The organism is Saccharopolyspora sp. NPDC002376 (genome assembly GCF_053593195.1).
In genome coordinates this window covers 69,176-94,555 of record NZ_JBSFBZ010000027.1, presented here as the reverse complement: position 1 = coordinate 94,555, position 25,380 = coordinate 69,176, and the positions used below count along the sequence as shown (strand labels likewise).

The window sequence follows — 25,380 nt, the reverse complement described above, 5'->3', positions numbered from 1 at the left end:
TCCGGCCATGCTTCGGTGTTCAGAGTTTCTTTTCTTCATCAAGGGCGGCCCCTGCGGGGCCGCCTGCCTGCGGTTTCCCTGCCCGGGCCAGCGGGGACCGCCGGGGCCCCGCCTCCGGCACCCCAGCGCCCCCGCGTCCCGGGCTGACGGGAAGGCAGGCGGCCCCGCACCGCCAGACGGGCACGCCAAACACGCAAAGGATGTCCTCGCCGGACGGCAGGTCTCCAGGGTGAGGGTTCAAGATCGAACGCTGCGGTTCGGTCGTGGCTGCTCTGTCCTCACCCCATCGACCTCCCACAGGGCTATCAGGCCGCGTCAAGGGGGCAAGCTTCTGCCAGCACGTACCGTTGGCACCGGATGTTGCCCCCTTGACACGACCTGATCGGTCTACGACAGGTCGACGGGGTGAGGACAGAGGCCCTCCCTTGTGCGGATTAGGAGAAACCCGGTGCCGCCTAGGCAGGCTCCCAACCGGTGAGGTTCAGTCGGATCGAACCGGACCAGGTCGTGCTGCCATCATCGTCCTCGACCGAGATAGCGTAGATCTGCTGAACGGCTCCAGGGCACACGTGCCCCTTGGAGGCAGCCAAAACCTCGTCGTAGAGCTTGCGCGCAAGTTCGTACGCGGTATCCGGGTCGTCCGCTGTCGTCTTTGTTGTGGCGTCGATGGTCACGAGATTGCCCGTTGCGGCGATCTCGGCATCGTAGGGGCTGCCAGGGTCAAAGCGTGCCTCGCGCTTCAGCACGACAACGACGCCACCAAGGTCCAGAATGTCACTCACAACACCATGGTCGTGATCCTCGGTGCAGTTGTTACCTCACATGCGTGACTTAGCCAGTCGCGGTACAAATTTGGTACAAGCCAGATCGGCGACCAGTGGGGAACAACGACAAACTATGATGACTGTTTCGCCTGGTCAGCGCGCGTTTGTGGGTGGTTTCCGCTGGTCCGAGAACTCCGTGATGCACTACATCTCCAAGCGGGGCCTCTACCGCGAACTCACCCCGGAGTGGGGTCCGTAGGTCGCAGTAGCGACGTTGGCGGTGTATGCGACGCCTTCGGTTTGTCGGTGGTACTCCTTACCCTCTTCGTCGTGGAAAAGCTGCGATACCGCTTCATCACCGGTCCTGACGACGCCGAGTTCTGCCGTCGGATCAGCGGTCTGCTGGAGGAGGGTTACGTTCTCCACGGCACGCCAACGTTGACCTGCAAGGGTGACACCGTGATCGCCGGGCAGGCCGTGATCCTGCCCTCCGATCAGGAGTGATCCTGGTTCGGCCGAGAGCTCTCGCAGCACGTGAGTTCGTCTGCGGTGCAGCGGACGGTGGTGAACTTCCGTGGCGTTCGCCTCAGCACGTCGTTCGCCGTTCTCACCGCACGTTGAAAACGATCGCGTTCTTCGGGCATAAAGGACGATGCGACCGGTGGTCGCGTGAGGTGGTCCGTCCTGGCGCGCTGCGGGCTGGCCTATCCTCTACCCGGCGTGGGCGCACACCGGGCCCACCTCGAGAGGAGTGACGTGGCAGCCACTGAGAACGCCCGCCGACTGGCCCTGATCGCGGCGCAGGCCGCGGCGGACAAGAAGGCCACCGACGTGGTCCTGCTGGACGTCTCGGAGCAGCTGGTCATCACCGACTGCTTCCTGATCGCTTCGGCGTCCAACGAGCGGCAGGTCGTGGCGATCGTCGACGAGATCGAGGAGAAGGTCCGCGAGGCCGGTACCAAGCCGGTGCGCCGCGAGGGTGCTCGCGAGGGGCGTTGGGTCCTGCTGGACTTCGTCGACCTCGTGGTGCACGTCCAGCACGCCGAGGAGCGCTCCTTCTACCAGCTGGAGAAGCTGTGGAAGGACTGCCCGCGCATCGAGTTCGAGGACAAGGACGCGCCTGCGGCCGACTCGCCGGACGCCGAGGCGTGAGCCTCGACCGACTGGTGCTCTGGCGGCACGGCGAGACCGACTACAACGCGGCCGGGCGGCTCCAGGGGCACCTGGACAGCTCGCTCACCGAGACCGGTCGGCAGCAAGCCCGCCAAGCCGCGCCGGCGATCGCCCGGCTCTCCCCGGACATCGCGATCAGCTCCGACCTGAACCGCGCGCGCACCACCGCTGAAGCGTTCACCGAGGTCAGCGGCACGTCGGTGCGGGTTGACAAGCGGTTGCGCGAGACACACCTGGGCGAGTGGCAGGGCCTCAGCGGAGCTGAAGTCGAGCACGGCTGGCCCGGCGCGCTGGACACCTGGCGGTCGACGCCGACGTGGGCGCCGCCGGGCGGGGAGACCCGCATCGAGGTCGCCGAACGCGCTGCGGAGGTGGTCGAGGAACTCGACCACCAGCACCGGGGCACTGCGCTGCTGTGCGCGCACGGCGGGCTGATCACCGCGGTGACCGCGAAGCTGGTCGGGTTCCCGCTGGAGCTGTGGCCGGGCCTGGGCGGCATCGGCAACTGCCACTGGGTGGTGCTCAAGCGGCGCAGCGAGAACCACTGGCGGCTGATGGCCTACAACGCCGGGATGCCCGCCGGAGCTTGATCCTCTGCTCTTGCTGATCGGGCACCGGCAAGACCATCGCCGTTGGGCGCACCGCGGGCGAGCGCTGATCGGATTCGGCGTGTGACGTCGTAGGGTTGCGGTGTGCCCATTGCAGTCGTCACCGATTCGACGGCGTACTTGCCGGCGGGATACGCCGAGCAGTACGCGGTGCGGACCGTTCCCCTGCACGTCAGCGTGGACAGCGCGGTGGCGGTGGACGAGCCGGACTTCGGTCCGGACGACCTGGCGCGGGCCTTCGCGCGCAAGCACCGGGTGACCACTGCGGGCGCGACGCCGCAGGAGTTGGCGAGCACCTTCCGGGCAGCTCTCGACGAAGGTGCCGACGGTGTGGTGGCGGTGCACCTGTCCCGGCAGCTTTCGGGCACGTGGGACGCGGCGCGGTTGGCCGCCCGCGAGGTCGATCCGGAACGGGTGCGGGTCGTCGACTCACGTTCCGCCGCGATGGGGTTGGGGTTCTCGGTGCTGGCTGCGGCCGAGTCGGCGAAATCCGGCGCTGACCTGGACGAAGTGGTGCGCGCCGCGACCACGACGGCCGAGCGCACTACCACCTTGTTCTCCGTGCAGACGCTGGAATACCTGCGCCGCGGCGGGCGGATCGGCACCGCCGCGGCAGTGCTGGGTACGGCGTTGGCGATCAAGCCGCTGCTGCACGTCCACGACGGGCGGATCGACGCCTTGGAGAAGGTCCGCACCACCACGCGAGCCATGTCCCGGTTGCTGGAGATCTCCTCGTCCGCAGCGGGTTCCGGTGCAGCGGCCATCGCGATCCACCACCTGGCCGCGCGAGAGCGCGCGGAGCAGCTCGCGGGCCGGATCCGCGCCGAACGCGGTGACTCCGTGGACTGCGTGGTTTCGGAGGTGGGCGCGGTGATCGGGGCGCACATCGGGCCCGGTGCAGTGGGTGTCGTGGTTCTCCCGAACGGGTGGCGTTCGCTCGATTGAAAGCCTTTCGGCGGGCGGATTCCACACCATCGAGCTGAATTCGTGTCCACAGTGGTCGGAGTCGCGAAAAATAAAGCTGCATAAGGCTTTTCAATTGCTCTACCCTCGTCATCATGTTCGACGTACAAGCATTCCGCGCTGTTGGTGAACCCGACGAAGAACTCGATCCGCGAAGCAGACTGCAATCCCTGGGGCGACATGCCGCCCGCGACGACGCAGCGGAGCGCGCCGGGCCTGGCTACTCGGTGGCGCCGCCGGAACCGGCGCCGCGCACGCGCATGCGCAGGTTCGTCGAGAGGTGGCTGCCCGAATCCCTGCTGAGGTCCAGAGTGGACCCCGGTCGGGCAGGCGTGCTCGCCCTTGCCTTGGTGGCCGCTGTGCTGCTGGTCGGTGTCATCGCTTTGACCTGGACGTCGCGGTCAGTCGCCGATCCAGCACCACCGCCGGTCCTGCCGCCACCACTGCCGGAGACCACCGCCGCCGATCCAGAACTCGTCGTCAGCGTCGTCGGCAAGGTCAACAGTCCAGGCCTGGTCACGGTCGAGCCCGGCAGCCGGGTCGCCGATGCGGTCGAGGCTGCCGGCGGCGCGCTGCCGGACACCGACCTGACCGGACTCAACCTCGCCCGTCGCCTGACCGACGGGGAACAGCTCTACGTCGCCGTGCCGGTTCCGGCGCAGGCCCAGTCGGGGAAGGACGGCGACGGCAAGGTCGATCTGAACACCGCAACGGAGGAGCAACTCGATGAACTGCCAGGCGTCGGCGAGGTCACCGCCAAGCGGATCGTGCAGTGGCGAACCGAGCACGGTGGCTTCGACTCGGTGGACCAGCTGCGGGAGGTCGGCGGGATCGGGGTTTCGCGCTTCTCCCGGCTGCGGGAGTTGGTGCGGGTATGACCACCGGATTCGACCTCCGACTGGCGCCGACGGCGGCTGCGGTCTGGGCGGTGACGTTGCTCGGCCTGCTGGTCGGGTGGGGTGCGGCAGCGGTGACGGCGGCGTTGGCGTTGCTGGCGGTTCCGCTGATGTGGCCGGTCTCCAGGAATCGGGCCTGGGCGAGGGGAGCGCTGGTGGTCCTGCTGCTGGCAGGTGTCGCCGCGGCCGGGATGGCGGTCCGGAGCTATCGCGTCGAGCACCACCCGGTGCACCAGGCGGCTCAGCACGGCGAGCGGCTGACAGCGCGGGTGACTTTGACCAGCGCGCCGATCCCGTTGCGGGGACCGGCTTTCGGGGCACAGCGAGCGCAGGACCGAGCCTTGGTCCGGGCCACTTTGGAGACTGCCGACGTCGCGGGTCAGCGCGTGCTGGCTGGTGGATCAGTGGTGCTGCTGGTGCCGACCGAGCAGTGGCGCGAGCTCATCGCCGGGCAGCAGGTGACGGTCCGGGGCAAGGCTGCACCACCGCGGTCGGGAGAGCTCACCGTCGCGGCGATGCAGGTGTTCGGAGCGCCCACCGAGGTCACTTCGCCCCCGGGTTGGCAGCGCGTAGCGGCGGACCTGCGGGACGGGCTGCGCAGCACGGCTTCAGCCGAGCTGAGTCCGGCTGCGGCTGGACTGCTGCCCGGTCTGGTCGTCGGCGACACCAGAGCTCTGCCGCCCGAGGTGGAGCAGGACTTCGAAACGGCAGGTCTCACGCACCTCATGGCGGTGTCGGGTGCCAACTTGGCGATCGTGTGCGGCGCAGTGCTCGTGGTCCTGCACTTGATCGGCGCGGGACCGGTGCTGTCGGCAGCGGGGGCGGGTGCGGCTCTCATCGGGTTCGTCGTGCTGGCAGGTCCGGAACCGAGCGTGCTGCGAGCGGCGGCGATGGGAGCGATCACCCTGCTGGCGCTGGTCCTGGGCAGACGGCGTTCGGCACTGCCGGTGCTGTCGGCGAGCGTGATCGGCTTGCTGCTGCTGTTACCGGAACTGGCCACGAGCCCGGGGTTCGCCCTGTCGGTCGCGGCTACGGCCGGGCTGGTGCTGCTGGCCCCGACGTGGGCGGCGGCTCTGCGTGATCGCGGTGTTCCGATCGGCGTGGCGGAGGCCATCGCGGTTCCGCTGGCGGCGCACGTCGTCACCGCTCCGCTGATCGCGGCGCTGTCCGGGACCGTCAGCCTGGTCGCGGTGCCGGCGAATCTGCTGGCAGGTCCGGTCGTCGCACCGGCGACCGTCTTCGGGGTGCTGGCAACGATGATCGCGCCGTTCTCCGGATGGCTGGCCGGCGTGTTCTGCTGGTTGGCCGCGCCGGAGCTGGAATGGCTGGTGCTGATCGCTGACCGCGCGGCAGCTGTGCCCGGCGGATCGTTCGACTGGCTGCCCGGCACCGCCGGTGGTCTGCTGCTGGCGGGGCTAGTCGTCGTCGGCCTGATCTTGTTGCGCGGCAAGCGGTTCCGAGTTCTGGCATCGGTGGCGCTGCTGCTCGTGGTGCTCGTGCTGGTGCCGGTGCGCAGCGCTGTGTCCGGCTGGCCGGTTCCCGGCTGGAGCATGGTGGCTTGCGATGTCGGGCAGGGAGATGGGCTGGTGCTCGCCACCGGGCGGCCGGAGGAGGCCGTGGTGGTTGACACCGGGCCGGACCTCGAACGGTCTGCGGCGTGCCTGGACCGGCTGGGGGTGCGTCGGATTCCGCTGGCCGTGCTGACGCACCTGCACGCCGATCACGTCAGCGGACTCACCGGGTTGTTGGGCAAGTTCTCGGTCGGTGCGGTGGCGGTGGGGCCACTGCGGGAACCAGCGTGGGCGATGAAGGAGGTGGTGCGAGATACCCGTGCGCATCGGGTTCCGGTCGTGCAGATGCAGTCCGGGCAGCGGGCGAGCTGGCCTGGCCTGGTGCTCGACGTGCTGGCCCCGGATCCGGCGCTGGCCCGGACGCAAACGGCGGAGGACGCCAACGACGCCTCGATCGTGCTGCGGGCCATCACCCCGGCCGGAAGACTGCTGCTCACCGGCGACATCGAGCTCCCGTCCCAGGGGAGACTGCTCTCGTCAGGGCTGGACCTGCGAGCTGATGTGCTCAAGGTGCCGCACCACGGATCCCGTTACACCACACCCGGTTTCCTGCACGCGGTGCGACCGAGAGCGGCGTTGATCAGCGTCGGCGACGGCAACAGCTACGGGCACCCGAGCCCGTTCGTGGTGGACACGCTCACCCGCGCAGGTACGAGAGTCCTGCGCACCGACCAGGAAGGAGACATCGCGATCCTGCCGGGCCCACAAGGTCCACGACACGTGTCACGAGGAGATCCGCTGCGCGCGGTCGACCGCTGAACCTCAGTCCGCTGTGGACGGACAAGAACGCGGTGCCACCGGATTCCCAGCGGCACCGCGCACTTTCCGGGACGAGGGTTACAGCCCCAGAGCCTGGTTGACGGCCTCGGTCGTCGGCGCGACGGTGGCCTTCGGGCCGATCTGGTCCTGGACCGCGTCCAGGGTCTTCAGACCGTCACCGGTGATCAGCAGGACAGTCTCGGCGTCCGGGTCGATCTTGCCGTTCTCGATCAGCTTCTTCGCGGTGGCCACGGTGACCCCACCAGCGGTCTCGGCGAAGATGCCCTCGGTGCGGGCCAGCAGGCGGATGCCCGCGCGCACCTCGTCGTCGGTGACGTCCTCGATGGCGCCGTTGGTCTTGCGGACGATGTCCAGCACGTACGGGCCGTCGGCGGGCGCGCCGATGGCCAGCGAGCGGGCAATGGTGTCCGGACGCACCGGCTGCACCACGTCCTGCCCGTTCTTGTACGCGGAGGACACCGGGGAGCAGCCGGAGGCCTGCGCACCGAAGATCCGCACCGGGCTCGGCTCGACCAGACCGGTCTCGCCGAGCTCGTTGAATCCCTTGTGGACCTTGGTCAGCTGCGAGCCGGAGGCGATCGGCACCACGATCTGCTCGGGGATGCGCCAACCGAGCTGCTCGGCGACCTCGAAGGCGAGCGTCTTGGAGCCCTCCGAGTAGTAGGGCCGGACGTTGACGTTGACGAACGCCCAGTCCTCGTGCTCACCGGCCAGCTCGGTGGCCAGGCGGTTGACGTCGTCGTAGTTGCCGTCGACGGCGAGCAGCGAGCCGTCGTAGACCGCGCTCATCAGGATCTTGGCGCGCTCAAGGGTTTTGGGCACCAGCACGACCGAGTCCCAGCCGGCGCGGGCGGCGGCCGCGGCCACCGCGTTGGCCAGGTTGCCGGTCGACGGGCAGGCCAGCACCTTGAAGCCGAACTCGCGGGCGGCGGCCAGCGCGACCGCGACCACGCGGTCCTTGAACGAGTGGGTGGGGTTGCCGGTGTCGTCCTTGATCCAGATCCGCTTGACGCCCAACGCCTTCGCGAGGTTGTCGGCGCGGATCAGGCGGGTACAGCCGGGGTCGGTGTTCGGGTGCTCCTCGACGTTGGAGGGCACCGGCAGCAGCTGCTTGTACCGCCAGATCGACCGGGGGCCGGCTTCGATGTCCTCGCGGCGCAGTCGCGGGAAGTCGTAGGCGACTTCCAGGGGGGAGAAATCTTCGAGCGAAACGAATTCGGGGGCCAGCGGCTGCCGGTGTCCTTCTTCCTTGGACACCAGTTCGACGGCGTTGCCCAGGTCGAAGGTCTTGGTTCCGTTCTGGGCGCGGACGGCAGCAGTCATCGCGAGGTCCTCTCCTCATCTATCCCGCGGACGGGTCGGAATTGGCACCGCTTTCGCCGGTGACCTCGCGGAAGAAGACACGATTCGCCGGACGAACGGTTGCCGGGGCTTCATCGGGCCGTTCCCTCTGCCCCTCTGGATGAGCTATTCGGTTGTGGCGGCCACGCTAATGGATCCCGCGCAAGTCTGGCCAGGCCGATCCAGATGGCGGGATCGTCGCGGGTGCGTGGGACGATGCGGGCATGAGCTCACCGGCCGTGGTCAACGATCCGCTGCACCTGGTTCTCGGCGACGAGGAACTGCTGGTGGAACGCGCGCTCTGGGCGGCGGTCGGAGCGGCCCGAGCGGCGGACCCGGAGGCCGAGCTGCGCCGCGTGAAGGTGAGCGAACTCACCCCTCCTGAGCTGGCCGAAATGCTCAGCCCGTCGCTGTTCGCGGAGGGTCGGGTGCTGGCGGTGGAATCGGCGCAGGACGCGGGCAAGGAGATCGCCGAAGCCCTGCTCTCCCACGTCAAACAACCCGTCGACGGTGTGACGCTGGTGATCGTGCACACCGGTGGTGGGCGGTCCAAGTACGCCAAGGAACTGCCCAACGCGCTGAAAAAGCTGGGCGCGCGGGTCACCGAGTGCAACAAGATCACCAAACCCGCCGAGCGGGAAGCGTTCGTCCGCGACGAGATCCGCCGCGCGGGCGGAAAGGCGGACGCGGCTGCGGTGTCCGCGCTGATCGAAACCGTCGGCTCGGACCTGCGTGAGCTCTCCGCAGCAGCGACCCAGCTGGTCGCCGACACCGGCGGAAAGGTCGACGAGACCGCGGTCCGCCGCTACCACCGGGGACGTGCCGAGGTCACCGGCTTCGCGGTCGCGGAGAAGGCCGTGACAGGGGACCGGGCAGCCGCACTGGAGGCCCTGCGCTGGGCGGTGCAGCTCGGTGTTCCGCACGTGCTGATCGCTGACGCGCTGGCGGACTCGGTCCGCACCATCGGCCGCGTCGCCGCAGCCGGCGGCCGAAACGACCCGTTCCGCCTGGCTGGCGAACTCGGCATGCCCGCCTGGAAGGTCAAGAAGGCGCAGTCCCAGTCCAGGGGCTGGAACCCCAAGAGCCTCGCAGCCGCCCTCCAAGCAGTCGCCGAGGTCAACGCCGGAGTTAAGGGCATGGCCGCAGACCCCACGTACGCCCTGGAACGAACAGTCCTACGCCTCGTCGAACTCCGAAACCAACGCGCGTAAGCACGAACTGGCATAAATGAAGTTGGGCACCCGCGGTCCAAGCGGACACTGAGATTCCGCCCGCTACCCGCACCGCCACGAAAACCGGCTACAGGAAAGCAAAAGGCCCCTTCCCGAGCGGGAAGGGGCCTCAGCTAAACCGAAGCTCAGAGCTCGTTGACGCGCTTCGCCAGGGCGGACTTCTTGTTCGCAGCCTGGTTGCGGTGCAGGACGCCCTTGCTGGTGGCCTTGTCCAGCTCACGGCTGGCGGCCCGCTGCAGCTCGATGGCCTTGTCCTTGTCGCCGGCGGCAGCGGCCTCGCGGAACTTGCGGATCGCGGTCTTCAACGAGGACTTCACGGCCTTGTTGCGCTGCCGGTTCTTCTCGTTGGTCTTGATCCGCTTCATCTGGGACTTGATGTTGGCCACTGTTCGCCTCTTTCTCGTCTGTCGAATCGATCGTGCCGCGCTTCATCGGCCCTGCCCAGGGGCAGGTTTCCTCCACGGCGGAACGCCGCACGGCACGGTCGACCATGTTAACAGCCTCGACCTGGGCGGATGTCGGCCGGGCGGGGCGAGAGCGATCACATAGCCTCGGAACTGGCCCCACCAGACCATAGGGTCGATCCTCGTGCTGGACGCCCTGAATTGGCCTGGTTTCGCTGATCTCTCGCTCGCCGGTCTGCTCTTCCTCTGCGCAGCGGCGTTCCTCGCCGGAGCCGTCGACGCGATCGTCGGCGGTGGCGGTCTGATCCAGCTGCCCGCGATGCTGCTGCTCATGCCCGGTGGTGAGGTGATCTACTCGCTGGCCACCAACAAGGTCGCGTCGATCGCCGGCACCGCCGCGGCTGCCCGCACCTACGCCAAGCGCACCCCGATCGACTGGCGCGCCGCGCTGTCGATGGCGCTGGTGGCACTGCTGGGTTCGTTGGGTGGCGCGATGCTGGCCAACGCGCTGCCCTCGCACGTCCTCAACATCATCGTGCTCGTCGCCCTGGTCGCCGTGGGCCTCTACACCTGGCGCAAGCCCGATCTCGGTTCGGTGGACGCGCCGCGCTTCGAGCGTCGCGCGCAGCTGCTGGTGATGCTCACGGGCGGTGCGATGATCGGTTTCTGGGACGGCATCGCCGGTCCGGGCACCGGCTCGTTCCTGGTGTTCCTGCTGGTCGGGCTGGTCGGTTTCGCGTTCCTCACGGCCTCGGCCACCGCGAAGGTCGTCAACGTGGCGACCAACATCGGTGCCCTGATCTTCTTCATCCCAGCGGGCAAGGTGCTGTGGGGGCTGGGAATCCTGATGGCGCTGAGCAACGTCGCGGGCAGTGTCCTCGGCGCGATGCTGGCCGCCCGGCGCGGATCCGGTTTCGTGCGCCGGGTCTTCCTGACGGTGGTCGTCGGCCTCGTGATCAGCCTCGGCTGGAAGCTGGCCGCTGGGGTTTAAGTGCCTTTTTTGATCCTTTGCTTTTGATGCGCCGAAGGCGCAGAGCCCGCCCTCGGCGCTGGCACCGCCGAGGGTTCTCAGCATTCGCCTGGCGAGGACGGCCGTGACGCCGTGTACATAAGTCAGGGCACCCGCAGTCCAGGTGGACGCTGAGGTTCCGCTACCCGCACCGCCACGCAAAACGAGTTCAAAAGCAGGTTCTAAGACCCGTGAGTGTTCGCAAGAACCACCGCCACTCGCGTGAACAGGCGTGCCACGTGCCACAACATCGTTCAACCCCAACCCCTGAGCGGCGTAGCATGACCGCTGGTTGTGCCTAGGGTTCCGCTCCCGTTCCGACGCAACACCACAACCAGGAGTGTGGAGGTCAGGTCCGAGCGGCACCGACGATCGCGGAACGGGAGCGATCGCACATCTGACGGGACAAAAGCCTGGAGGAACCCGGATGCTGCGCGCCCGCGCGGCACGGAGAGGGTTCCATGGGACTGGTCGCCGTCCTGCTCGTCGTCGCCGCTGCGTTCGCCCACGCGGGCTGGAACTTCTTCGCCAAGCGCGCGGGATCGGCCGGCGCCGGATTCGTGTGGCTGACCGCGGCCTGCTCAGCCGTCCTGTACTTACCGGTCGCCACTGGTGTGCTGATCTGGAGCGGCGCGCCGCCATTGGGCTGTTGGGCGTGCTGGTCAGCGCTGTCGTGCACCTGGCTTACTTCCTGCTGCTGCAGCGCGGCTACGCGGTCGGTGACATGTCGGTGGTGTACCCCCTGGCCAGGGGGACCGGGCCGATGCTGGCGATGCTGATCGCGATCCTGGTGCTGGGTGAACGCCCCAGCTGGCTCTGCGCTGCTGGTGGGTTGCTGGTCATCGCCGGAGTGCTCGTGATCGGACTGTCCGACGGCTTGCCGCGCTCCGGCGCGAGCCTGGCCGGGGTCGGATTCGGGGTCCTGACCGGTGCGCTGATCGCGGTCTACACGGTGTGGGACGCCTACGCGGTGACCGGCCTGGCGCTGTCCCCGCTGCTGTACGACTGGGCGAACAACTTCGCCAGGTCGATCCTGCTCTCCCCGTACGCCGCCCGCCGCCGCACCCAGATCGCCGAGGTCTGGCGCGAGCACCGGGCCCCGGTGCTCGCGGTGGCGCTGCTGTCGCCGCTGGCCTACATCCTCGTCCTGTTCGCGATGCAGCTCGCCCCGGTCAGCCTGGTCGCCCCAGCCCGAGAGCTGAGCATCGTCATCGCAGGCCTGCTGGCCTGGCGCCTCCTGGGCGAATCCCAACCGGGCCGCCGCATGACGGGAGCCCTCGTGGTCCTCACCGGAGTAGTCCTCCTCGGCATCGTCTAGACGTCCAGTTCAGCGGCGACCGCTCCGTGCACGCCGGATTCGCACAGCCTGCGGTATCTGGTGGTCACGGCCGCGTGGAACACCGCGTTTCGGGCCAACTCCGGAGTGACCCGACACGGTGTGTCGATGGAAGAGGTCGAGCAGGCGTTCCTCAACACACCGAGAATTGGGCGGAACAAGCGAAGTAGAGCTGCGGGCCCTGCTTCGTCGGGCAGAGCGTTTGGTGGATCCGGCGCTTCGCGATCGTCGGGCGAGCTGAAGCGGCAGGTCGCCGTTTGGGCCGGTAGAAACGGGGCATGGATGTCTTGGCCAGCCGGTTGATCCTCCGGCCTCGGGACTGGGACCGGGCCGTGCGGTTCTACCGGGACGTGCTCGGGTTGGCGATCGCTCGGGAGTTCCCCGGTGGCATGGTGTTCTTCCTCGGCCAGGGGTTGCTGGAAGTTTCCGGCAGCGGTGGGCCGGGGCCGAGCCCGGACCAGGTGCTCTGGCTGCAGGTGCGCGACGTCCGGGCGGAGTTCGAGCAGCTGCGCGAGAAGGGTGTCACCGTGCTGGCCGAGCCCGCGCGGCAGCCCTGGGGCTTGGACGAGGCGTGGATCGCCGACCCGGACGGCATGCGGATCGTGCTGGTGGAGATCCCATCGGACCACCCGCTGCGCGTAGACGTCCGCAACCTCTGAAGCGCCCGCCTCCGGAAACCGGAGACGGGCGCGTTCATCACTGGATCTCGGCGATCAGCGCGGCGCGCTCCTCCTCGGGGAGGAAGGACGCGCGGAACGAGTCGGCGGCGAACTGGCGCAGCACCGAGTCGTCGAGCTTGAGAGCTTCCTGCAGCACGACGAAGTTCTCGCCGACGTAGCCGCCGAAGTAGGACGGGTCGTCGGAGTTGATCGTCACCAGCACCCCGGCGTCGAGCAGTCGCGGCAGCGGGTGCTGGGACAGTTCCGGCACGCAGCGCAGGCGGACGTTCGACAGCGGGCACACCGTCAGCGGCGTGCGGTCGTTGGCCAGTCGCTTGAGCAGCGCGTCGTCCTCCACCGACCGGATGCCGTGGTCCACGCGCTCCACGCCGAGCACGTCGATGGCCTGCCAGACGTAGTCCGCCGGGCCTTCTTCGCCAGCGTGCGCGACCAAGTGCAGGCCGGCGTCGCGGGCGCGGGTGAACACCGGCTCGAACAGCTGCGGCGGGTGGCCGACCTCAGCGGAGTCCAGGCCAATGCCGTCGATCTGCTCGAGGTGCGGCTGCAGCGTTTCCCAGGTCTCCAGTGCCTCCTGCGGTCCCTTGTCGCGCAGGAAGCACGCGATGAGCCGGGTGGAGATGCCGAAGCGCTCCTTGCTGTTGCGCAGCGACTCGGTCAGCCCGGACACCACCTCCGACAGCGGGACGCCGCGCGAGACGTGGGCCTGCGGGTCGAAGAAGATCTCCGCGTGGCGCACGCCCTGCTCGCGGGCCTTCGCCAGGTAGGCGTCGGTGAGGTCGGTGAAGTCCTGCGCGGTGCGCAGCACCACCATCGCCAGGTAGTAGAGGTCGAGGAAGGACTGCAGATCGTCGAAGACGTACCGGTGGCGCAGGTCGTCCACGGTCTCGAAGGGCAGCGCCACGCCGTTGCGCCGGGCAAGGCTGAACACCAGCTCCGGCTCCATGGTGCCCTCGATGTGCAGGTGCAGTTCGGCCTTGGGCAGGGTCAAGCCCAACGACATCTGGCAGTCCTCCAAAGTCGGTGTCCGGCGGTGTTGCCGGGCGTCAACGGTAGCCACCGGGCGGCGCGGGCTCGGCACCGGCGAACCAGCGGGTGACCGAAAGCGCGATCTGGGACGAACCGGGAGAAACCGTGCATCCGGCCAGCTCAGCGCAGTGCGCACGGTGGTCGCGTCGGGGATGACCCGGAGTTGGGCATCGAGCACTTGGCGTGTCATGGGACGATGGGGTGAATCCCGCACCAGTCGACATCCGCGAGGAACACTGAGTGAGCAGTTACGCCGACACCACGTTCACGCCCCCGGAGCGGATCCGGAACTTCTGCATCATCGCGCACATCGACCACGGCAAGTCGACGCTGGCCGACCGCATGCTGCAGCTGACCGGCGTGCTGGGAGAACGCGCGTACCGGGCCCAGTACCTCGACCGGATGGACATCGAGCGGGAGCGCGGTATCACGATCAAGGCGCAGAACGTGCGCCTGCCGTGGAACACCGACGGTGTCGACCACGTGCTGCACATGATCGACACCCCCGGTCACGTCGACTTCACCTACGAGGTCAGCCGGTCGCTGGCCGCGTGTGAAGGCGCGGTCCTGCTGGTCGACGCCGCGCAGGGCATCGAGGCGCAGACCCTCGCCAACCTGTACCTGGCGATGGAGCACGAGCTGCAGATCATCCCGGTGCTCAACAAGATCGACCTGCCCGCTGCGGAACCGGACAAGTACGCCGCGGAGCTGGCGCACATCATCGGCTGCGAGCCGGAGGACGTGCTGCGCGTGTCGGCCAAGACCGGCGAGGGCGTCGAAGCGGTGCTGGATGCGGTCGTGCAGCAGATCCCGCAGCCGCAGGGCGAGGCTGACTCCCCGCCGCGCGCGATGATCTTCGACTCGGTCTACGACACCTACCGCGGCGTGGTCACCTACATCCGAGTGGTGGACGGCAAGATCACCCCGCGGCAGCGGATCCGGATGATGTCCACCGGCGCCACCCACGAGCTGCTGGAAGTCGGCATCATCTCGCCGGAGCCCAAGCCCTCCGCGGGCCTCGGCGTCGGTGAGGTCGGCTACCTGATCACCGGTGTGAAGGACGTCCGGCAGTCCAAGGTCGGTGACACGATCACCGCCGAGCGCAAGGGCGCGGAGAAGCCGCTGAGCGGCTACCGCGAGCCCAAGCCGATGGTGTACTCGGGGCTCTACCCGATGGACGGCACCGACTACCCGCTGCTGCGCGAGGCGCTGGACAAGCTGCAGCTCAACGATGCCGCGTTGACCTACGAGCCGGAGACCTCCGGCGCGCTGGGCTTCGGTTTCCGCTGCGGGTTCCTGGGGCTGCTGCACCTGGAGATCACCCGCGACCGGCTGGAGCGGGAGTTCAACCTCAGCCTGATCTCCACCGCGCCGAACGTCGTCTACGAGGTGGAGATGGAGGACAGCACCGAGCTGACCGTCACCAACCCCTCGGACTGGCCGGAGGGCAAGATCAAGGACGTCTTCGAGCCGGTCGCGAAGTGCACCATCATCGCCCCGTCGGAGTTCGTGGGCACGATCATGGAGCTGTGCCAGAGCCGCCGCGGAGCGCTGTCCGGCATGGACTACTTGTCGGAGACCCGCGTCGAGCTGCGCTACACGCTGCCGCTGGCGGAGATCGTGTTCGACTTCTTCGACCAGCTCAAGTCCCGCACCCGCGGCTACGCCTCGATGGACTACGAGGAATCGGGCATGCAGTCGTCGAACCTGGTCAAGGTCGACATCCTGCTGCAGGGCGAGCCGGTGGACGCCTTCAGCGCGATCGTGCACCGCGACAGCGCCTACGGCTACGGCACGAAGATGGCCACGAAGCTGCGCGAGCTGATCCCGCGCCAGCAGTTCGAGGTGCCGATCCAGGCGGCGATCGGCTCCCGGATCATCGCCCGCGAAACGATCCGCGCGATCCGCAAGGACGTCCTCGCCAAGTGCTACGGCGGTGACATCAGCCGGAAGCGCAAGCTGCTGGAGAAGCAGAAGGAGGGCAAGAAGCGGATGAAGACCATCGGCCGGGTCGAGGTCCCGCAGGAAGCCTTCGTCGCAGCGCTGTCCACCGAGGAGTCCAAGGAAGACAAGACCAAGGGCAAGAAGTAGCCCTCCGCGTTGGTCTGATCGCGTTCTTCCGGTGCCCTCCTCTCCAGTCGACGAGAAGTCGATCGGAGAGGAGGGCACTTTCGGTTCGTCGGCATCGCGTTGCGGTCACCCGGATTCCGGCAGCATCGGAGCAGTGCTGGTCAGCGTGCGGCTCCCGCGTCCGTCCGCAAGCCTGTTCGTCCGACGAGGACGCAAGGGCAGCAGTGATCTGGCGTTCCGGTTTCGTCCGGTGGGATCGGTCGGAGCAGGGCCAGTCTGCTTGCGGTGCGTTCGGAATCCCGGCCGTTCGAGAGGGTTTCGGCGATGTTGTGATCGGCTGCTACGTGCAGGGTGATGTCCTCCTCGTACAGCACGTCCACGACGTTGGCGAAGCGTTGCCGGGTTTCCGCACCGCATTCGGCGAGCTTCGGGACGCCGCTGATGAACCAGGTGTCGAACTGCGCGACGATCGCGAGGTAGTCGCGGGTCGAGGTCGCGGCGCCGCAGAGATCACGAAAGTCGAAGTATGCCAACCGATCCCGCGCTTTCAGGGCGCGAATGCTCCGCCCGTTGATGCGCAACGCGGTCTGCTCTGATCGGGCCGGCTGCTGGAAACCCGCCATCGGCCACTGCCAAGTTCCGTCAGCGAACCGCCCTGACCGGTGCGTCGTTCGATAGTCGGTGGGTCCGGTGAGCGCGACGACTTCTTGGTGCGCCTGGAGGAGTTCGATGGCGGGCAGGAAGAGGTGGTGGTGCAGCGGGTTGGGCAGCAGGTCGGCCGGTCGGTAGTTCGACGTGGTCACGAGGGTGATGCGGCGGGCGTGCAGGGCGCGCAGCAGGTTGGTGAGCAGGACGGCATCGCCGGGGTCGTGCACGTGGAACTCGTCGAAGTGCAGCAGCTGTCGGCCGTTGAGCAGCTCGGCCAGCGCGGTGTTCACGGTGCTTCGTTGCTGGGCGATGGTCCGGTGCAGCTGGTCGAAGAAGTCGTGGAAGTGGACGCGCAGCTTGCCCGGGACCGGCGCTTCGGCGAAGAACGTGTCCACCAGGAAGCTCTTTCCGCGCCCCACCGGTCCGTGCAGGTACAGGCCGCGTGGTCGGCGGAAGCGCTTGCCCAGTGCGACACCCAGTTCGGCGAGCTTGTCGGCCACCGCGCACTGCGCGTCGTCGAGTTCGAAGCCTCGCTGGGCCGCTGCCAGGTCGAAGCGTTTGCGCAGGTCGGCGGGAGAGCGGGACTGGCCGAACATCTCTTATCCTCTACATCCATAGAGCCTCTGTGGATGTAGAGTACCGGTGATGTTGGGGAGGTCGAGGCATGTGTGAGCAGGACCGCCGGACGCGCATCGCCGATGCTGCGATCGAACTCGTCGCCGAGCAGGGCGTTCGGGCGCTGACGCACTTGGCCGTCGATGCGCGGTTGGGGCTGCCGCGCGGCTCGACGTCGTACTACATGCGCACCAGGCGAGCGCTGTTGGAAGCCGCGGTGACGCGCTTGGCAGTGCGGGCACGGGCCGACTTCGACGTGTTCACGGATTCCGCGCCGCCATCGGATGCTCGCGCTGCTGCTGATCGGATCTCGGTGCACCTGGATCGCATGCTGGGCGTGCGGCGTGCCGACACGGTCGCGAGATATGCGCTCGTCGCCGAGGTTGCCGCGAGTGCCGAGCTGCACGAGCCGCTGGCCTGTGCGGCGTTCTCCCGTCAGCTGGCCGTTGGCCTGATGGCGGCGTTGGAAGCGCCTGACCCCGACACCGCCGGCGCTGATCTGGTCAGCCTGTGCGAGGGACTGGTGTTCGACCGGGTCATCGGCAGCCGATCACTGGATGCGCCCGAGCCGGGAAGTCCCGCCAGCATTGGCCAGCTGTCGTGCGCGGTGGAGACATTCCTGCGCGGCGTGCTCGCATAGGCCTGTCTTCGAACTCGCCACAATGAGTTCGAAGACAGGCTCGTCGCGCTCCAACTGCTACCCGAGACCGCTGGTGGTCGCAGTCGACCTGGCTGTGAACACCGGGTACGTGGCGGTGGTTCCCCGGTACGCTGCTGCCCGGGCCTTGGCGAGTGGCCGCGTGCGCCGGCTTCGACTGGCTTCGGGGCGTGGTCTGGAAGTCCACGGCCGAGGCGAAGCGCTGTTGATGGCTGCCGCTGGTCGGCGCGGTGTGGTGGGGGAGTTGTCCGGACCTGGTCAGAACAAACTCGCCGAACGCGTCGAAGGCCGCGGAACGGTGAGGTAGTTCCGCGGCCTTCGAGCGAGCTGTCCCAGGTGTCCACATTGGACTTTTGATCAGCCCTGATGTGCCTCCACGAAGGCGTAGACGTCGGCTTCGTCGACGCCGGGGAAGGTGTCCGAGGGCAGCGCGGCGAGCACGTGCGAGTGCGCTCGCGCCGATGGCCACACCATGCCTTCCCAGCGGTTGGCCAGGTCCGCCGGCGGGCGCTGGCAGCATTCGCCGTTCGGGCACTTCGACTTGGAGTGGTTGTTGGTGTCGCGTCCGCGGAACCAGCGCGACTCGTTGTAGGGCACCCCGAGGGTGATCGCGAAGTCCCGGCTGCGGCTGGGGTCGACGTGCGCGACGCACCAGTGGGTCGCGCCCGGCTTGTCGGTGTACTGGTAGTAGGTCGAGTAGCGGTCCGGCGAGGCGAACACCTGGCGACCGGCCCAGTACCGGCACATCCGCTGCCCCTCGATCGCGCCGGTCGGGTCGGTGGGGAAGACCAGTCCGTCGTTCTCGTAGGCCTTGTAGATGATGCCGGTCTCGTCGTTGCGCACGAAGTGGCAGACCAGGTCCAGGTACTGGGTGGCCAGGTTGGTGAAGCGGTGCGCGGCCATCTCGTAGGACACCGAGAAGACGTCTCGCAGGTCCTCCACCGCGAGGTCGCGCTCGGCCTTCGCCTCCTGCAGGAACGGGACCGCCGTCTGCTCGGGAACCAGGACCGCGGCGGCGAAGTAGTTCGCCTCGACGCGCTGGCGCAGGAAGTCGGCGAAGTCGCGGGGCTGGCGGTGACCGAGGCTGAGGTGGCCGAGGGTCTGCAGCAGGATGGTGCGCGGGCTGTGCATGCCCAGCGATTCGCGCCGCAGGAAGATCCGGTGGTTCTTCAGGTCCGTGACGGAGCGGACCGAGCGCGGCAGGTCGGTGACGAACCGCAGGCCGTAGCCGAGGTGGGTGGCGATCGACTGGATCACGCCCTCGGACAGCGGGCCGCCGTGGTAGCCGACCTTGCCCAGGATGTCCGCGGCGGTCTTCTCGATCTCCGGGAAGTAGTTGCCGTTCTCGCGCATCTTCTGGCGCAGCTCAGCGTTGGCCTTGCGGGCCTCCTCCGGGGTGGCGACTTGCTTGGTCTCCCGGCGCTTGAGCTCCTCGTAGAGGGCGAGCACGTGCTCCAACGCCTCGGTCGGCACGCGCTTGCCGACCTTCAGCGGCGGTACGCCCAGCCGCTGGTACATCGGGTCGAGCTGCGCCTTCTCCACCGCGATCTCCAGCTCGGCGCGCCGGTTCGGCGGCTTCTTGGACAGCAGTTCGTCGACGGAGGTGCCCAGCGCGTCGGCCAGCCCGCGCAGCAGCGACAGCTTCGGCTCGCGGTGGCCGTTCTCCAGCAGCGACAGCTGCGATGGGGCACGGCCGACCCGTTCGCCCAGCTCCACGAGGGTGAGCCCAGCTGCTCGGCGCAAGTGCCGAAGGCGCTGACCGAAGACCAGAAGGTCGTGTTCTGTTGAAAAATTGCGGTCTTCTTCGGTGGCGAACTCCGTCATGGCGTTGATGCTAGCAGAAAAACAGCGAAAATTACCTTGGAAATCTGGTCGTGTTTCGCTTGATCGCGAGCAAAACTAGTTCCCAACAGGCCGCAGGAAAGCCCGGAAGGGGAACAAGATGAGCATCCGCGAGCAGGCGAAGCAGGCCGCTGAAGAGCTGCAGCGTGACTGGGACACCAACCCGCGGTGGAAGGGCATCGAGCGCACCCACTCCGCCGAGACCGTCATCCGCCTCCGTGGTTCGGTGCGCGAGGAGCACACCCTCGCCCGCCAGGGTTCGGAGCGGTTGTGGAAGCTGCTGAACGAGACCGACTACGTCAACTCGCTCGGCGCCCTGACCGGCAACCAGGCGGTCCAGCAGGTCCGGGCCGGGCTGCAGGCCATCTACCTGTCCGGCTGGCAGGTCGCCGCGGACGCCAACCTGGCCGGCGAGACCTACCCCGACCAGAGCCTCTACCCGGCCAACTCGGTCCCGTCGGTCGTGCGGCGGATCAACAACGCCCTCAAGCGCGCCGACCAGATCAACTGGTCCGAGGCGCTCGACCCGGAAACGCCGGGCGGCGAGAGCGAGGGCATCCACTGGCTGGCGCCGATCGTCGCCGACGCCGAGGCCGGCTTCGGTGGCGTCCTCAACGCCTACGAGCTGATGAAGGGCATGATCACCGCCGGTGCGGCGGGCGTGCACTGGGAGGACCAGCTGGCCTCCGAGAAGAAGTGCGGCCACCTGGGCGGCAAGGTGCTCATCCCCACCAGCCAGCACGTCAAGACGCTCAACGCCGCGAGGCTGGCCGCGGACGTCGCCGGGGTGCCCAGCCTCGTCGTCGCCCGCACCGACGCGCAGGCCGCGAGCCTGCTGACCAGCGACGTCGACGAGCGCGACCAGCAGTACACCACCGGTGAGCGCACCCCGGAGGGCTTCTACAAGGTCCGCAACGGCATCGAGCCGTGCATCACCCGTGCGCTGGCCTACGCGCCGCACTCCGACCTGATCTGGATGGAGACCTCCACCCCGGACCTGGAGATGGCGCGCAAGTTCGCCGAGGCGGTCAAGGCCAAGTACCCGGACCAGATGCTGGCCTACAACTGCTCGCCGTCGTTCAACTGGAAGAAGAACCTGGACGACGCGACCATCGCCAAGTTCCAGCGGGAGCTGGGCCACATGGGCTACAAGTTCCAGTTCATCACCCTGGCCGGCTTCCACGCGCTGAACTACGGCATGTTTGACCTGGCCAAGGGCTACGCGGCGGACGGCATGACCTCCTACGTGGACCTGCAGGAGCGCGAGTTCGCCGCCGAGGCCGACGGTTACACCGCGACCCGCCACCAGCGCGAGGCGGGCACCGGTTACTTCGACCTGATCAGCACCGCGGTGAGCCCGGACTCGTCGACCACCGCGCTGTCCGGTTCGACCGAGGCCGCGCAGTTCCACTGACCGGTTGAGACCGTGGTCGGCAGCGCGCCGACCACCTGAGACGCACCAGCGGCCCTGTGGCGGGGTGTCGGAAATATCGCGATGGTGCGAGCGGGCGGGAACCCAGGCGTCGGGTTCCCGCCCGCTTCTCGTTTTCGCTGCCTGTTCGGGTGATTATCGACGCCAGCTGTATCTGTACGGCACCTTCGCTCCTCTTTATCTACGGGGCCGGAAGAAGCGACCGGCCGCGAATCGGAGGAGCCGAACCATGTCGATCAACCTGGAGAACCGCCGCTTCACCGTCCGAGACCTGGAATCGGTGCCCGACGACGGGCGCCGCTACGAGCTCGTCGACGGCGAGTTGGTGATCAGTTCCGCACCGGGCTGGCCGCACCAGGAAGCGCTAGGCGCGCTGCACGTCGCTTTGCGGCGAGCCAGTCCGCCCGATCTGCGGGTGCTGCCCGGGCCGTTCGCGGTCCGCCCGGACATCTTCACCGAACTGCTGCCGGACCTGGTGGTCGCCCGCTACACCGACCTGACGTTGAAGAACCTGCCGACCGCGCCGGTGCTGGCGGTCGAGGTGTCCTCGCCGAGCAGTCGGCTCAACGACGCGACCCTGCGCAAGGCGGTGCACGCCAGGCTAGGCACCCAGCACTTCTGGCTGGTGGACCCGGATCTGGAGGTGCCGTCGGTGACCGCGTGGGAGCTGGTCGGCGGTAGCGAGTACCAGCGAGTGGCGCACGTGGTGGGGGAGGAGGTGTTTCGGACCCCGAGACCGTTCCCGGTCGAGTTCGCGCCCGCCGACCTGGTGGCCGGGCTGCGGTCCTGACCTGATCAGGACCGGGTCGGGCGCCACATCCCGTAGGCGGTCAGGTCGCCGGCGGTCGGGAACTCGTGGATCACCCGGAAGCCGAGCCGCTCGAAATGCTCGACCCCGGCGTTCGCGGTGGTTTCCAGGTACACGGGCGTGCGCTGGGCGTCAGCGCGGGTGAGTCCGGCTTCCAGCAGGGCGAGACCGAGCCCGCCGCCGCGCGCCTGCGGGGCGGTCGCGAGGGTGAACAGGTGCCAGTGCGGTTCGTCTGGGCGATGGCTGTCGGTGTCGGTGAACACCTGGATCGCCCGCGTGGCGTCGCGGACGTGCCACCGGAACACCGAGAACAGCGCGGGCAGGTAGGCGAGGCGTCGGCCGAGCGCTGGTTCCTGACGGCCACCGGGCCGGTCCCACACCGCTGCGGCCTGCGGCTTCCCGTCCAGCATCGCGATCTCGGTGTGGTGGTTGAGGTGCTCGTGGTTGAGCAGGAGGGAGAAGAGGCTGTGCAGCCGGGATTCCCGGCGCGCCTGATCGGGGAACAGCGCGGCCATGCGCGGGTCGTCGCAGTAGGCGGTGCCAAGCAGTTCGGCGAGGGCCGTGGCGTCTTCGCCGCTGGCGGTGCGGAGCGCGAGGCCGCCGCGTTTGATGGTCTTCATAAGTCGTTGCCTTTCCGATCAGCGCCTCAATTCCGTTATGCCGAAAGGGGAGGAGGAATGCCGTTGAAAGAGTGCCGGATCACCTGATGGAAGCGGGTTTCGGTAGCTGTGGTGCGCATGGTGCCGAGCTGCGCGTTCCGCGGGCGCGGGCACAGCGGTCGGAAGATGTTCTCAGAGCGGGGGATTCCACCGATCGCATCTCCGATGGCCGGGCGTGTTCCAGTCGGTCCACTGTGGATTGGCCGCGCGGGGTGGACAGAGCAGGCCTACGTCCAAGCGGGGCCGCTGCCCGCGACGCACTGCGACGGGTCGGCACCAGGCTGTGATCTGGGCGCACAGCACGTGAAATCGGATGGTGTCGCAGGCCGGGCGCCGCGTAGGTTCTGGGCATGGGGATCGTGCAGTCGGTGAACGTCGCGGTGGTTCGGAGCGGGGAGTGGACCGGCCGGCTCGGCCGCAGCGGTATCGACAAGCAGCCGACTGTGGGCCCGGTGCTGTTCGAGTCGTCCGGGGTGCGCGGGGACACGGTGTGCGACCGCAAGCACCACGGCACCTGGCACCAGGCGGCTTACGCCTTCGACCGGGAGGAGCTCGAGCACTGGTCGAAGGTGCTGGGGCGCGAGCTGGTGCCGGGCAACGCGGGGGAGAACCTCACGCTGGTCGACGTCGACAGCAGTTCGGCGGTGATCGGTGAGCGCTGGCGGATCGGCGGGGCCGTGCTCCGGGTGACCGGTCCGCGCACCCCGTGCCGGGTCTTCGCCGGGTTCTGGGACGTCCAGTCGCTGGTCAAGCAGTTCACCGAGCACGGCAGGACCGGGGCCTACCTCGCGGTGGAGGAGCCGGGCGAGATCGCGGCGGGCGACACCGTCGAGGTGCTCTCCCGGCCGGACCACGGTGTCCAGGTCGCCGAGGTGTTCGCGCTGTCGATGAACAGGGCCCCGGAGTTGGCCGACCACGTGGAGCGCGGTCTGGTGGACCTGCCGGAGAAGTGGCGCGAATCGCTGGCCGCCAAGGTGGCTAGCGCTCGCAGCGGCATTCGATGATGGCGTAGCCGTTTTCCAGCGGGGTGAAGTCCTCGACGGACAACCCGGCTGCGGCCGCGACCTGCTGGGTGCGTTCGAGGTCGCGCATCCGGCCGCCGACGTAGACCATCATCCGCAGGTCCATCTCGGTGAACGTCGGCATCCGGTCGATGTCGGGCAGCAGTTCGACGATCAGCACGCGGCCGTCGGGCTCCAGCGCCTGGCCGCAGTGGCGCAGGATCTGGGCGGCGTCCTCGTCGTCCCAGTCGCCGAGCACGTCGCAGATGATCATCGCGTCGGCGTGAACCGGCAGCGGCTCGAAGAAGCTCGCCGCTACCACCTCGGCGCGGTCCGAGACGCCGCGTTCCTGCAGGTAGGAGGTGGCGTTGCGAGTCGGTCCGATCAGGTCGACCAGGATGCCACGCAGCTCTGGACGGCTGCGGAGGATCTCGGCGAGCAGCACGCCCTTGCCGCCGCCGACATCGGCGATCCGGCGGTAGCGGGACCAGTCGTGCGCGGCAGCGACCAGCGGGGCGATCCCGTGCGTCTTGGTCTCCATCAACGTGTCGAAGGAGTCCGACAGCTGCGGGCTGTGCGCGAGGTCCTCCCAGAAGGACCGGCCGAAAGCCGCCGGGTACGCGGGGTGGTGCCCGCGCACCTGCTCGATGAGCTCGACGAACGCGAGATCGGCGCGACCGACCGCGCCGTCGAGGTCCAGCCAGGGGCGCGGCCCGTCGAGCACGTCGCTGCGCAGTGCGTTGGAGGCGTCGTTGGCGCCGAAGATATCGGGTTCGGGTTCGGTGAACATGCCGCGGTGCACCAGGAATCGCAGTACCCGGCCCAGCGGATCGGCCACGGCCTTGCAGCGCTTCGCGATCTCGGCGAGCGGCAGCGGCCCGTCCTTGACCACATCGGGCACTCGCAGGGTGGCTGCGGTCCGAACCGCGAACGGCGTGACCAGGTCGGCCATCGCCCAGATGTCCGGTGATTCGGAGGACATGCGTTGCAGGGTAAGCCCGCAACCGTTGCTCAGCGCGCTGCACACAGCTGTGCTTTGTGGACTCGGGCCCGCCGATCAGCGCGGAATCAGAGCCCGGGGACGCCTTCGCTGATCGCGCGCGGAGGACCGGGGCTTCCGGCGGTCACGTCCCAGGTCCAGAACTCGACGACGTTGTGGTCCGGGGCGGCCACGTAGGCCGAGCGCGCGTTGCCCGAGCCGAACTCGACCTCGTCCACCTGCGCGCCGAGGTCGCGGATCCGTGCGACCACCGCGTCGTACTCCTCATCGCGCACCGACAGGGCGTAGTGCACGTGCACCCCGCCGCGCGCCCGCGCGATGCCGATGCCCCTGCCGATCGGGGGAGGCGAGCACTTCAGGCGGGAAGGCGTGGATCGGCCTGCGGTACCGTGGCGAAAAGCTGGGAGGACACCGCATGCACCTCGCCGAAGTGGCCGATCTGGCCCGAAAGGACACCGCGGACGGTGTCGAGCAGCAGATCGTTGCCGGTGTCGTCGACGTCGACGGGCGAGTTCTGCTTGTGCGCCGGTGCGCGACGGATTCCCGCGGCGGGGAATGGGAATTCCCCGGAGGCAAAGTCGATCCCGGCGAGGATCTGAACACCGCGCTGCACCGCGAGGTGGTGGAGGAAACCGGCCTGCGCATCGTCGAGATCACCGGATACCTCGGCGCGTTCGACTACACCAGCGCCAGCGGCCGCCATAACCGCCAGCACACCTGGTCGGTCACCGTCGAATCAGCCAACGGCGTCCGTCTGACCGAACACGACGCCTACGCATGGGTCACAGCGGTCGACGACCGCCCCCTCAGCCCCGGGCTCGCGACGATCCTCGACAAGTACCTCAGGTCCTGAGCGGGTATCGA

Annotated in this window: 25 protein-coding genes and 1 riboswitch; of the genes, 16 read left to right on the top strand and 9 right to left on the bottom strand. The window is 68.2% G+C overall.

Features of this window, described 5'->3' with window-relative positions; genetic code table 11:
• Positions 1–455: 455 nt before the first annotated feature.
• Positions 456–782 (bottom strand): hypothetical protein, encoded by a 327-nt coding sequence (locus tag ACWCO2_RS19540; protein ID WP_450129151.1) that lies wholly within the window; start codon positions 780–782, stop codon positions 456–458.
• Between the two features lie 312 nt (positions 783–1,094).
• On the opposite strand from ACWCO2_RS19540, the gene ACWCO2_RS19535 reads away from it, so the two are divergent.
• From ACWCO2_RS19535 to ACWCO2_RS19510, 6 genes are all read left to right on the top strand, one after another.
• Complete coding sequence (locus ACWCO2_RS19535; RefSeq protein WP_450129150.1) at positions 1,095–1,268, top strand: DUF1737 domain-containing protein; 174 nt, start codon at positions 1,095–1,097, stop codon at positions 1,266–1,268.
• Between the two features lie 252 nt (positions 1,269–1,520).
• The gene (gene rsfS / locus ACWCO2_RS19530) at positions 1,521–1,916 is read left to right on the top strand and encodes a ribosome silencing factor (protein ID WP_450129149.1); all 396 of its coding nucleotides are present in this window, start codon (positions 1,521–1,523) and stop codon (positions 1,914–1,916) included.
• Positions 1,913–2,527: a histidine phosphatase family protein gene (locus ACWCO2_RS19525; RefSeq protein WP_450129148.1), complete on the top strand. Its 615-nt coding sequence runs from the start codon at positions 1,913–1,915 to the stop codon at positions 2,525–2,527. The genes rsfS and ACWCO2_RS19525 overlap by 4 nt, the downstream gene beginning before the upstream one ends.
• 102 nt (positions 2,528–2,629) lie before the next feature.
• The gene (locus tag ACWCO2_RS19520; RefSeq protein WP_450129147.1) at positions 2,630–3,490 is read left to right on the top strand and encodes a DegV family protein; all 861 of its coding nucleotides are present in this window, start codon (positions 2,630–2,632) and stop codon (positions 3,488–3,490) included.
• A gap of 113 nt (positions 3,491–3,603) precedes the next feature.
• The gene (locus ACWCO2_RS19515) at positions 3,604–4,386 is read left to right on the top strand and encodes a helix-hairpin-helix domain-containing protein (protein ID WP_450129146.1); all 783 of its coding nucleotides are present in this window, start codon (positions 3,604–3,606) and stop codon (positions 4,384–4,386) included.
• Positions 4,383–6,734 carry a ComEC/Rec2 family competence protein gene (locus ACWCO2_RS19510; protein WP_450129145.1) on the top strand — a complete coding sequence of 784 codons (2,352 nt, stop codon included), beginning with the start codon at positions 4,383–4,385 and terminating at the stop codon, positions 6,732–6,734. Before ACWCO2_RS19515 ends, ACWCO2_RS19510 begins: the two co-directional genes overlap by 4 nt.
• 78 nt (positions 6,735–6,812) lie before the next feature.
• Here ACWCO2_RS19510 and thrC read toward each other — a convergent pair whose 3' ends face one another.
• Entirely contained in the window at positions 6,813–8,078 is a 1,266-nt protein-coding gene (gene thrC, locus ACWCO2_RS19505; RefSeq protein ID WP_450129144.1) for a threonine synthase, read from the bottom strand.
• Between the two features lie 12 nt (positions 8,079–8,090).
• Positions 8,091–8,224: riboswitch (SAM riboswitch) on the bottom strand.
• A 96-nt stretch (positions 8,225–8,320) separates the two neighbouring features.
• Between thrC and holA the strand changes: the two genes are divergently transcribed.
• Positions 8,321–9,307 carry a DNA polymerase III subunit delta gene (holA, locus tag ACWCO2_RS19500; RefSeq protein ID WP_450129143.1) on the top strand — a complete coding sequence of 329 codons (987 nt, stop codon included), beginning with the start codon at positions 8,321–8,323 and terminating at the stop codon, positions 9,305–9,307.
• Positions 9,308–9,453: 146 nt separating this feature from the next.
• Here holA and rpsT read toward each other — a convergent pair whose 3' ends face one another.
• Positions 9,454–9,714, bottom strand: a complete 261-nt coding sequence (gene rpsT / locus ACWCO2_RS19495) for a 30S ribosomal protein S20 (protein WP_270952416.1) — start codon at positions 9,712–9,714, stop codon at positions 9,454–9,456.
• Between the two features lie 202 nt (positions 9,715–9,916).
• Here rpsT and ACWCO2_RS19490 point away from each other — a divergent pair, with 202 nt between their 5' ends.
• The 3 genes from ACWCO2_RS19490 (at position 9,917) to ACWCO2_RS19480 (ending at position 12,736) form a co-directional block, all read left to right on the top strand.
• Entirely contained in the window at positions 9,917–10,723 is an 807-nt protein-coding gene (locus ACWCO2_RS19490; protein WP_450129142.1) for a TSUP family transporter, read from the top strand.
• Between the two features lie 580 nt (positions 10,724–11,303).
• Positions 11,304–12,059 (top strand): EamA family transporter, encoded by a 756-nt coding sequence (locus tag ACWCO2_RS19485; protein ID WP_450129141.1) that lies wholly within the window; start codon positions 11,304–11,306, stop codon positions 12,057–12,059.
• 296 nt (positions 12,060–12,355) lie between these two features.
• Positions 12,356–12,736 carry a VOC family protein gene (locus tag ACWCO2_RS19480; protein ID WP_450129140.1) on the top strand — a complete coding sequence of 127 codons (381 nt, stop codon included), beginning with the start codon at positions 12,356–12,358 and terminating at the stop codon, positions 12,734–12,736.
• A gap of 37 nt (positions 12,737–12,773) precedes the next feature.
• Here ACWCO2_RS19480 and ACWCO2_RS19475 read toward each other — a convergent pair whose 3' ends face one another.
• Positions 12,774–13,757, bottom strand: coding sequence for an adenosine deaminase (locus ACWCO2_RS19475; RefSeq protein WP_450129139.1), 984 nt, complete (start codon positions 13,755–13,757; stop codon positions 12,774–12,776).
• Between the two features lie 266 nt (positions 13,758–14,023).
• Between ACWCO2_RS19475 and lepA the strand changes: the two genes are divergently transcribed.
• Complete coding sequence (lepA, locus tag ACWCO2_RS19470; RefSeq protein WP_450129138.1) at positions 14,024–15,874, top strand: translation elongation factor 4; 1,851 nt, start codon at positions 14,024–14,026, stop codon at positions 15,872–15,874.
• Positions 15,875–16,014: 140 nt separating this feature from the next.
• Here the strand turns inward: lepA and zapE are convergent, their stop codons facing one another.
• Positions 16,015–17,097 (bottom strand): cell division protein ZapE, encoded by a 1,083-nt coding sequence (gene zapE, locus ACWCO2_RS19465; RefSeq protein ID WP_450129137.1) that lies wholly within the window; start codon positions 17,095–17,097, stop codon positions 16,015–16,017.
• 68 nt (positions 17,098–17,165) lie between these two features.
• Between zapE and ACWCO2_RS19460 the strand changes: the two genes are divergently transcribed.
• Positions 17,166–17,756, top strand: a complete 591-nt coding sequence (locus tag ACWCO2_RS19460) for a TetR/AcrR family transcriptional regulator (RefSeq protein ID WP_450129136.1) — start codon at positions 17,166–17,168, stop codon at positions 17,754–17,756.
• A 375-nt stretch (positions 17,757–18,131) separates the two neighbouring features.
• Here ACWCO2_RS19460 and ACWCO2_RS19455 read toward each other — a convergent pair whose 3' ends face one another.
• Positions 18,132–19,598 carry a helix-turn-helix domain-containing protein gene (locus tag ACWCO2_RS19455; protein ID WP_450129135.1) on the bottom strand — a complete coding sequence of 489 codons (1,467 nt, stop codon included), beginning with the start codon at positions 19,596–19,598 and terminating at the stop codon, positions 18,132–18,134.
• Between the two features lie 118 nt (positions 19,599–19,716).
• On the opposite strand from ACWCO2_RS19455, the gene aceA reads away from it, so the two are divergent.
• Together aceA and ACWCO2_RS19445 are read left to right on the top strand one after the other, a co-directional pair.
• Entirely contained in the window at positions 19,717–21,030 is a 1,314-nt protein-coding gene (gene aceA / locus ACWCO2_RS19450; protein ID WP_450129134.1) for an isocitrate lyase, read from the top strand.
• A 247-nt stretch (positions 21,031–21,277) separates the two neighbouring features.
• A complete protein-coding gene (locus tag ACWCO2_RS19445) occupies positions 21,278–21,838 on the top strand; it encodes a Uma2 family endonuclease (RefSeq protein ID WP_450129133.1) in 561 nt (186 codons plus the stop codon).
• Between the two features lie 5 nt (positions 21,839–21,843).
• Here the strand turns inward: ACWCO2_RS19445 and ACWCO2_RS19440 are convergent, their stop codons facing one another.
• Complete coding sequence (locus tag ACWCO2_RS19440) at positions 21,844–22,476, bottom strand: GNAT family N-acetyltransferase (protein WP_450129132.1); 633 nt, start codon at positions 22,474–22,476, stop codon at positions 21,844–21,846.
• Between the two features lie 389 nt (positions 22,477–22,865).
• Between ACWCO2_RS19440 and ACWCO2_RS19435 the strand changes: the two genes are divergently transcribed.
• On the top strand, positions 22,866–23,519 hold the full coding sequence (locus ACWCO2_RS19435; protein ID WP_450129131.1) for an MOSC domain-containing protein: 654 nt from the start codon (positions 22,866–22,868) through the stop codon (positions 23,517–23,519).
• On the opposite strand, the gene ACWCO2_RS19430 is transcribed toward ACWCO2_RS19435, so the two are convergent.
• Both ACWCO2_RS19430 and ACWCO2_RS19425 read right to left on the bottom strand, forming a co-directional pair.
• The gene (locus tag ACWCO2_RS19430) at positions 23,494–24,498 is read right to left on the bottom strand and encodes a methyltransferase (protein ID WP_450129130.1); all 1,005 of its coding nucleotides are present in this window, start codon (positions 24,496–24,498) and stop codon (positions 23,494–23,496) included. The two genes, ACWCO2_RS19435 and ACWCO2_RS19430, sit on opposite strands and share 26 nt — an antisense overlap.
• Before the next feature lie 86 nt (positions 24,499–24,584).
• Positions 24,585–24,809, bottom strand: coding sequence for a VOC family protein (locus tag ACWCO2_RS19425; protein WP_450129129.1), 225 nt, complete (start codon positions 24,807–24,809; stop codon positions 24,585–24,587).
• A gap of 122 nt (positions 24,810–24,931) precedes the next feature.
• On the opposite strand from ACWCO2_RS19425, the gene ACWCO2_RS19420 reads away from it, so the two are divergent.
• Positions 24,932–25,369, top strand: a complete 438-nt coding sequence (locus tag ACWCO2_RS19420; protein WP_450129128.1) for an NUDIX hydrolase — start codon at positions 24,932–24,934, stop codon at positions 25,367–25,369.
• Positions 25,370–25,380: the final 11 nt, after the last annotated feature.